The organism is Kitasatospora sp. NPDC088548 (genome assembly GCF_044753005.1).
Classification (GTDB): Bacteria; Actinomycetota; Actinomycetes; order Streptomycetales; family Streptomycetaceae; genus Kitasatospora.
In genome coordinates, this window is the sequence record NZ_JBIVMI010000031.1 from 22,466 (window position 1) to 30,913 (window position 8,448).

General features: G+C 71.5%; 8 protein-coding genes. 5 read left to right on the forward strand and 3 right to left on the reverse strand.

Translation table 11 applies throughout. The features are described 5' to 3' along the window. The first annotated feature begins 439 nt into the window (after positions 1 to 439). The 4 genes from purS (at position 440) to ACIP82_RS31170 (ending at position 4,517) form a co-directional block, all read left to right on the forward strand. Complete coding sequence (purS, locus tag ACIP82_RS31155) at positions 440 to 694, forward strand: phosphoribosylformylglycinamidine synthase subunit PurS (protein ID WP_363614127.1); 255 nt, start codon at positions 440 to 442, stop codon at positions 692 to 694. Further along, entirely contained in the window at positions 691 to 1,368 is a 678-nt protein-coding gene (purQ, locus tag ACIP82_RS31160; protein ID WP_363614129.1) for a phosphoribosylformylglycinamidine synthase subunit PurQ, read from the forward strand. The genes purS and purQ overlap by 4 nt, the downstream gene beginning before the upstream one ends. Then, on the forward strand, positions 1,368 to 3,623 hold the full coding sequence (gene purL / locus ACIP82_RS31165) for a phosphoribosylformylglycinamidine synthase subunit PurL (protein ID WP_400658290.1): 2,256 nt from the start codon (positions 1,368 to 1,370) through the stop codon (positions 3,621 to 3,623). The genes purQ and purL overlap by 1 nt, the downstream gene beginning before the upstream one ends. A gap of 66 nt (positions 3,624 to 3,689) precedes the next feature. Continuing rightward, positions 3,690 to 4,517, forward strand: a complete 828-nt coding sequence (locus tag ACIP82_RS31170) for a sterol carrier family protein (protein ID WP_400658292.1) — start codon at positions 3,690 to 3,692, stop codon at positions 4,515 to 4,517. Between the two features lie 116 nt (positions 4,518 to 4,633). Here the strand turns inward: ACIP82_RS31170 and ACIP82_RS31175 are convergent, their stop codons facing one another. The 3 genes from ACIP82_RS31175 to fbaA form a co-directional block, all read right to left on the reverse strand. Then, entirely contained in the window at positions 4,634 to 5,560 is a 927-nt protein-coding gene (locus ACIP82_RS31175; RefSeq protein WP_400658294.1) for a DUF3152 domain-containing protein, read from the reverse strand. A 189-nt stretch (positions 5,561 to 5,749) separates the two neighbouring features. Further along, the gene (locus ACIP82_RS31180) at positions 5,750 to 6,163 is read right to left on the reverse strand and encodes a DUF3151 domain-containing protein (protein ID WP_363614137.1); all 414 of its coding nucleotides are present in this window, start codon (positions 6,161 to 6,163) and stop codon (positions 5,750 to 5,752) included. A 55-nt stretch (positions 6,164 to 6,218) separates the two neighbouring features. Next, complete coding sequence (fbaA, locus tag ACIP82_RS31185; RefSeq protein ID WP_363614139.1) at positions 6,219 to 7,241, reverse strand: class II fructose-bisphosphate aldolase; 1,023 nt, start codon at positions 7,239 to 7,241, stop codon at positions 6,219 to 6,221. Between the two features lie 343 nt (positions 7,242 to 7,584). On the opposite strand from fbaA, the gene ACIP82_RS31190 reads away from it, so the two are divergent. Then, complete coding sequence (locus ACIP82_RS31190) at positions 7,585 to 8,307, forward strand: VTT domain-containing protein (protein ID WP_363614141.1); 723 nt, start codon at positions 7,585 to 7,587, stop codon at positions 8,305 to 8,307. Positions 8,308 to 8,448: the final 141 nt, after the last annotated feature.

An 8,448-nucleotide genomic window follows, 5' to 3' on the forward strand; every position in this document is an offset into this window, starting at 1 on the left:
CGAAGGGCACGGGGGTGCGCTCCTGTGGCCTGATGTGCACCACTCGCGCAAGCGCATACGGGCAGCCCTGATGGCACGCCGGATACGCAGCACTTGCCGCGGCAGGTGGCCCTATTCTGCACCCGAAGCGGGTCGAAATCGAAGAGTCCGGCTTTCTTTTCCGTATATTCACGTGTCTTCGCCCGACTACCGGATACCGGTGCGCACGGCTGGCCGATCTGTCCCGGAGTGCCGGTATTCGGGTGTTCTTCGGCCGTTGTCGTTCGGGCTGTCGAATCCGGTGAAATGGGGCGGCTCCGGGGCGGTCCGGGGGCCCGGAACCCTTGTGCCGTAAGGGTCTCGGGTCTACGCGCGTCGCGCTCCCCGGCCAGCAATCCCGCCCGAAACCCCCGGTAGTCTGGAGTTCCCCCGCCTCACGAAGACACCACCGGGAGTGCCAGTGGCACGCGTCGTAGTCGACGTCATGCTCAAGCCGGAGATTCTCGACCCCCAGGGACAGGCGGTGCAGCGCGCACTGCCCCGTCTCGGTTTCGCCGGGATCGCCGACGTCCGCCAGGGCAAGCGCTTCGAGCTGGAGCTGGAGGGCCCGGTCGACGACGCCGTGCTCGCCCGTATCCGCGAAGCCGCCGAGACCTTTCTCGCCAACACCGTGATCGAGGACTTCACCGTCCGCGTCGAGGAGGAGGGCAAGTGACCACCCGCGTCGGCGTCGTCACTTTCCCCGGCTCCCTCGACGACCGCGACGCGCAGCGCGCGGTCCGCCTGGCCGGCGCCGAGCCGGTCGCGCTCTGGCACCGTGACAAGGATCTCCACCAGGTCGACGCGGTCGTCCTGCCGGGCGGATTCAGTTACGGCGACTATCTGCGCTGTGGTGCCATCTCCCGCTTCTCGCCGGTCATGGACACCATCATCGAGCAGGCGAAGCTGGGAATGCCGGTTCTCGGTATCTGCAACGGCTTCCAGGTGCTCTGCGAATCGCACCTGCTGCCCGGAGCGCTCACCCGCAACGACTCGCTGCACTTCATCTGCCGCGACCAGAAGCTGCGGATCGAGAACGCCGCCACCGCCTGGACCGGGGATTACTCGGCCGGCCAGGAAATCGTCGTCCCGCTGAAGAACGGCGAGGGCCGGTTCGTCGCCGACGCGCACGTCCTGGACGCCCTGGAGGCGGAGGGCCGGGTGGTCGCCCGATACCTGGACGTCAACCCGAACGGTTCGTACCGCGACATCGCCGGCATCACCAACGCCGCCGGCAATGTCGTCGGCCTGATGCCGCACCCGGAGCACGCCGTGGAGCCGCTCACCGGTCCGACCACCGAGGGCCTGGGCTTCTTCACTTCCGTCCTGAAGCAGCTGGTGAACGCCTGATGAGCCTCGACACCGTCAAGAACGCCGAGCAGACCCCGGACGCGGCCCAGCCGTGGGCCGAACTCGGCCTCAAGAAGGACGAGTACGCACGCATCCGGGAGATTCTCGACCGGCGCCCGACCGGCGCCGAACTCGCGATGTACTCGGTCATGTGGTCGGAGCACTGTTCGTACAAGAGCTCCAAGGTCCACCTGAAGCAGTTCGGCGAGAAGAAGCCGGATTCGGACGCGATGCTCGTCGGCATCGGCGAGAACGCCGGTGTGGTCGACGTCGGCCAGGGCTACGCGGTCACCTTCAAGGTGGAGTCGCACAACCACCCGTCGTACATCGAGCCCTACCAGGGCGCGGCCACCGGCATCGGCGGCATCGTCCGCGACATCCTGGCGATGGGCGCCCGCCCGGTCGCCGTGATGGACCCGCTGCGGTTCGGCGCGGCCGACCACCCGGACACCCGGCGCGTGCTGCCCGGGATCGTCGCGGGCATCGGCGGCTACGGCAACTGCCTGGGTCTGCCGAACATCGGCGGCGAGGTCGTCTTCGACTCCTGCTACCAGGGCAACCCGCTGGTCAACGCCCTGTGCGTGGGCGTCATGAAGCACGAGGACATCCACCTCGCGCAGGCCTCCGGCGCCGGCAACAAGGTCATCCTGTACGGCGCCCGCACCGGCGGCGACGGCATCGGCGGTGTCTCGGTGCTCGCCTCCGAGACCTTCGACGCCACCGGCCCGGCCAAGCGCCCCGCCGTCCAGGTCGGCGACCCGTTCCAGGAGAAGCTCCTCATCGAGTGCACCCTGGAGATCTTCGGCGAGAAGCTCGTCAAGGGCATCCAGGACCTCGGCGGCGCGGGCCTGTCCTGCGCCACCAGCGAGCTGGCCTCGGCCGGCTCCGGCGGGATGCGGATCGAGCTGGACACCGTACCGCTGCGCGACCACACGCTCTCGCCCGAGGAGATCCTCATGAGCGAGTCGCAGGAGCGCATGTGCGCGATCGTCGAGCCCGACAAGGTCGCCCGCTTCCTGGAGATCTGCGAGAAGTGGGACGTCATCGCCACCGTCATCGGTGAGGTGACCGACGGCGAGCGCCTGGAGATCTTCTGGCACGGCGAGCTGGTGGTCGACGTGCCGCCGCGCACCGTCGCCCACGAGGGTCCGACCTACCAGCGCCCGTACGCCCGCCCCGACTGGCAGGACGCGCTGCAGGCCGACGCCCCGACCGGCGAGCGCCTCGCCCGGCCGACCACCGGTGAGGGCCTGAAGGCCGACCTGCTGAAGGTCGCCTCCTCGCCGAACCAGGCCTCCAAGTCCTGGATCACCGACCAGTACGACCGCTACGTGCTCGGCAACACCGTGCTCTCGGTGCCCGAGGACTCCGGCATGATCCGGATCGACGAGGAGACCAACCTCGGCGTCTCGGTCGCCACCGACGGCAACGGCCGCTACACCAAGCTGGACCCGTACACCGGTGCCCAGCTGGCCCTCGCCGAGGCGTACCGCAACGTCGCGGCCGGCGGTGCCAAGCCGCTCGCCGTCTCCGACTGCCTCAACTTCGGCTCCCCCGAGGACCCGGACGTGATGTGGCAGTTCGCCGAGGCCACCCGCGGTCTGGCCGACGCCTGCCTGGTGCTCGGCACCCCGGTCACCGGCGGCAACGTCTCGCTCTACAACCAGACCGGCGAGACCGCCATCCACCCGACCCCGGTGGTCGCGGTGCTCGGCGTGATCGACGACGTGACGCGCCGGACCCCGATCGGTTTCGCGGAGGAGGGGCAGCTGCTCTACCTGCTCGGCGACACCGCGGACGAGCTGGGCGGCTCGGCCTGGTCGCAGGTGGTCCACGACCACCTCGGCGGTCTGCCGCCCAAGATCGACCTGGAGCGCGAGCGGCTGCTCGGCGACATCCTGATCGCCGCCTCGCGCGACGGCATGATCGACGCCGCGCACGACCTCTCCGACGGCGGTCTCGGCCAGGCGCTGGTGGAGAGCTGCCTCAAGGGCGGCCACGGCGCGCGGATCATCGTGCCCGAGGGCCAGGACCCGTTCGTGTTCCTGTTCTCCGAGTCGGCGGGCCGCGCGATCGTCGCGGTGCCGCGCAGCGAGGAGCTCCGGTTCAACGACATGTGCACCGCGCGTGGCCTGCCGGCCACCCGGATCGGTGTGGTGGACGGCGATGTCCTGGACGTCCAGGGCCAGTTCACCGTCTCGCTGGCCGAGCTGAAGGACGCCCACACCGGCGTCATCGAGGCTCTGCTCGCCTGATCGCGGTCGTACCGGGGGGCGGTCCACTCAGCCGGGTGGACCGCCCCCCGGCGTACGCTGCGGGGCATGCCTCCCAAGTCCCGTACGTACCAGCCGCAGAAGGTGCGCGCCGCGCTGGTGGCGCAGACCGCCGCGCTGCGTGACGCCGTGCACGGGCTCTGCGCCCGCCCGGACGCCGTGGAACTGCTCGCCCGGCCCACCCGGCTGGGGGAGTGGACGGTGCGCGAGCTGATCGCGCACACCGCCGTCCAGCTCGACTGGGTCCCCGCCCACTTCGACGATCCGCTGGAGGGCCGCCCCCCGCTGGACCTGCTGCGCTGGGTGGCCGGGGTCGGCACGGTGGCACCGCTCCTCGACGAGCAGGCCCGGGAGAAGGCCGCGGGCGAGTTCGGCGGCGACCCGGCCTCGGTGTCGGCGGCCTTCCAGCGGGCCGCGAGCGGTCTGATCGCCACCCTCGCCAGGAACGAGGCCGCCGACCCCGAGCGGCGGTTCGAGATCCGGCTGGGCTCGATGCTGCTCTCCGACCTGCTGGTGACCCGGCTGGTCGAGGCGGTCGTGCACGCCGACGACCTGGCCGCCGTGCTCGGCCTCGCCGCCTTCCCGCACGACCGCCAGGCCGTCGCCGCCGTCACCCGGCTGCTGGCCGACGCCTTCGCCGACCGGGCCCCCGGTGGCGCCGTCGAGCTGCGGATCCCGCCGTACGCCGTGGTGCAGGCCGTCGAGGGCCCCCGGCACACCCGCGGCACCCCGCCGAACGTGGTCGAGACCGACCCGTTCACCTGGATCCGGCTGGCCACCGGGCGGACCGACTGGGCGTCCGCGGTGGACGCCGACACGGTGTCGGCGAGCGGTGAGCGCAGCGACCTGCGGGCGTACCTGCCGGTGCTCGGCTGATCCGGGCCCGGCTCCCGGGAGTGCGGCGGCCCGGGACGGCGGCTCGCCGGTCAGGGCGTGTTCCGGGGAGGGGGAGCCGGTGAGGGCGGCTCAGAGCCGTTCCGTCGGTGCCCGGTTCAGGGCACCGACGGGCCGCCCAGGTAGGAGCCCTCGGCCGAGTACGGCCAGGCGTTGGACTCGCAGCCCTTGAGGCCGTAGATCTGCTGCATCATCGCGGGGGCGGGCCTGCCCTTGCCGGGGCAGGTCTCGTGCCCGTGGCCGATCCGGTGGCCGACCTCGTGGTTGACGATCAGTGCCCGGTACTCGTCGATCGGGCCGCTGAACTGCGGTGAACCGGTGTTCCAGCGCTTGACGTTGACCATCACCTGGTTGCCGACGGCGCAGTTCACCTCGCCGTGGGTGTCCAGACCGGCCTGGCCGCAGATCCGGTCCACGGCGGCCGGCGAGCCGATCTTCACCGTGAAGTCGTACGAGCCGCCGGCCACCAGCTGGAAGCCGTTCTTGCGGTCGTTGGTCCAGCCGCGCTTGTCGGCGAGGATGCCCTGGATCTGCGCGGCCGCGGCCGCCGGGTCGATCCCGATGCCGTCCTCGACCTCCACCCGGTAGCGGCGGATGTTGCCGGCGCCGACCGGCGCGGCGGAGCCGGTGGCGACGGTGAAGGTGCCCGCGCCCTTGGCGGGTCCGGGGTCCGGGGTGTTCCGTTCCGGGGTCGGCGTCGCGGCCTGGGTCAGGGCCGGCGTCGGTGCGGGTGTCGTGGCGGGCGCCGCCGGCGGCGGGGCGGTGTCCGGGCTCTTGGCTGGCTCGGGGGCGGTGGTTGCCGGGGTGCTGTCGGCGGGCGGGGCGACCCGGCCCTGGGCGGTCGGACCGGCGCCGGGCAGGGCGTCGGGGCGGTTCAGCGCGTACAGCGTGCCGCCGAGCACGGTCACGGCCGCGAGCAGGGCGGCGGTCATCCCCGGGCCGAGCCGGTGACGCCGCCGGCGGTTTCGGCGGCCGCCGCCCGGCTGGGTGCGGCTGCTGCGCTGAGCGGGTCGAACTACGGGCACGTGGAGGCTTTCTGTCGGGCGGGCGGGGCCGCCCCGAACTGCCGTGCGCGCCCCCCTGATGGCCTCACCCTGGCACGCCGGATTGCCGAATGTCCACATACCGAGTATGCAGATCTGGCAACAGAACCGCCCCTGCCGCCGGGCGGGCGACAGGGGCGGTGCCGACGGGTGCGGTGCGTCGGGGAGCGGTCAGCCGAGGGTGGCGGCGGCGGTCGGCGAGCTGTCCCGGAGGAACTGCGCGCAGCGCTCCGCCTCCTCCTTCTCCTCGATCGAGGCGGCGGCCCGGCCGAGCGCGTGCAGCGCCCGCAGGAAGCCGCGGTTCGGCTCGTGCTCCCACGGCACCGGACCGTGGCCCTTCCAGCCGGCCCGCCGCAGCGCGTCCAGCCCGCGGTGGTAACCGGTACGGGCGTACGCGTAGGACTCGACGGTGCGGCCGGCGGCGAAGGCGTCGTCGGCGAGCTGGGCCCAGACCAGCGAGGAGGTCGGGTACTTCGCCGCGACCTCGGCCGGGGAGGCACCGCCGGCCAGCAGCTCCAGCGGAGCGGGCTCGGCGGGCAGGTGCGTCGGGGGCGGACCCCCGAGAAGGTTCTGGTGTGTGCTCATGCCCCCCAGTGAACCACTGGGGGGCACGAGGGAAGGACCCTGCCTCGGCGGGGACTTACTTCAGGCGGTTGCCGGCCGAGCGCAGCTGCTGGGCGGCCTCCAGCACCCGGGCGGCCATGCCCGCCTCGGCGAGCTTGCCCCAGGTGCGCGGGTCGTAGGTGTTCTTCTTGCCGACCTCGCCGTCGACCTTCAGCACACCGTCGTAGTTGCGGAACATGTGGTCCGCGACCGGGCGGGTGAAGGCGTACTGGGTGTCGGTGTCGAGGTTCATCTTCACGACGCCGTTCTCCAGCGCGACGGCGATCTCCTCGGCGGAGGAGCCCGAGCCGCCGTGGAAGACGAAGTCGAACGGGTCCTTCTTGCCGTACTGGGCGCCGATCGCGTCCTGCAGCTCGCGCAGCAGCTCCGGCTTCAGGACGACGTTGCCCGGCTTGTAGACGCCGTGCACGTTGCCGAACGAGGCGGCCAGCAGGTAACGGCCGCGCTCGCCCAGGCCCAGGGCCTCGGCGGTGCGGACGGCGTCGTTGACGGTGGTGTACAGCTCGTCGTTGATCTCGTGCGTGACACCGTCCTCCTCGCCGCCGGTCGGGGTGATCTCGACCTCAAGGATGATCTTGGCGGCGACGGCCTTGGCCAGCAGCTCCTCGGCGATGGCCAGGTTGTCGTTCAGGGTCTCGGCGGAGCCGTCCCACATGTGCGACTGGAACAGCGGGTTCAGGCCCTTGGCCACGCGCTCCGCGGAGATCGCCAGCAGCGGGCGGACGTAGCCGTCCAGCTTGTCCTTCGGGCAGTGGTCGGTGTGCAGCGCGACGGTCACGTCGTACTTGGCGGCGACCACGTGCGCGAACTCGGCGAGCGCGACGGCGCCGGTCACCATGTCCTTGTTGTGCTGGCCGCCCAGGAACTCCGCACCACCGGTCGAGATCTGGATGATGCCGTCGCTCTCGGCCTCGGCGAAGCCGCGCAGCGCGGCGTGCAGGGTCTGCGACGAGGTCACGTTGATGGCCGGGTAGGCGAACTTGCCCGCCTTGGCCCGGTCGAGCATCTCGTTGTAGACCTCGGGAGTTGCGATGGGCATGCGAATCCGCTCCTGTCGGGTTGCGGCGTACGGACGGTGCTGTCCGACGCTGTGTACGCCTTCGTTACGACTCCGGGGTACCGGCGCCGACGCGCGGCTCTGCGGGGCGGCTCGCCTGTACCAAGGTTCGAGGTGACCGCCGCGGCACGACAATGAGGGTGTTTGCGACCGCGGTCCGGACGCCTGTGCCATCTTCCCAGACTCGTGCTCCGGGTTCACCATGCGGCCCGCCAGTCGGGACGGCGGCGCCCGCGGGGCCGCTCCTCGCGTGCGACCGGAGGATGTGGCCGCCTCGACCTGTGGGCCGATGCCCGTGTTTATCCGGGACCGCTATCCTGCGGCCGTGGACTACAACCAGCTGGCCGTCAACCTCCTCGACGCCAAATCACTGATCTCGTCCGTCGGCGCCATCGGGCTGATCGCGATCATCTTCGCGGAGACCGGCCTGCTGGTCGGGTTCTTCTTCCCGGGTGACTCATTGCTGATCATCGCAGGCGTGGCCGCCTCCAGTGCCGCCTCGTCGGTGCTCGGGGACGGGGCCCGGCTGTCGATCACGGCGCTGGCCATCGGGGCCCCGCTCGCCGCGATCGCCGGCGCCCAGCTCGGGCACCAGATCGGGGTGAAGGTCGGACCGAAGATGTTCGACAAGCCCGAATCGAAGATCTTCCGCCGCGAGTACGTGCTGAAGGCGGAGGAGTACTTCAACAAGTTCGGACCCGGCAAGGCCGTGGTGCTGGCCCGCTTCATGCCGATCGTCCGGACCTTCCTCAACCCGGTCGCGGGCACCCTGGAGATGCCGGCCCGCACGTTCTTCCTGTGGAACGTGATCGGTGGCGTGCTGTGGACCGAGTCGATGCTGATGATCGGCTACTTCTTCGGTGACGCGCTGGCCCCGGTGATCGACAAGTACCTGATTCCCGCGGTGCTGCTGATCGTGCTGCTCTCGATCTCGCCGATCCTGGTGGAGGTCGTACGGGAACGCAGGAAGAAGAAGGCGGGCGGCGCCGTCGAGGCCGCCGACGAGGACACCGTGCAGGCCGGTGGCGGGCGCCACCGCCGCGGCTGAGCACCGCTTCCGGCGACGAACGGCCGGGGCCGGGGGGGGGGGGGGGGGGCAAACCCCCCCCCCCCCCCCCCGGGGACCCCGCGGCCGCGGGCCCCGGCGGGGCCGGGGGGGGGGGGGGGGTAGGGCCCGGCGCCCCCCGCC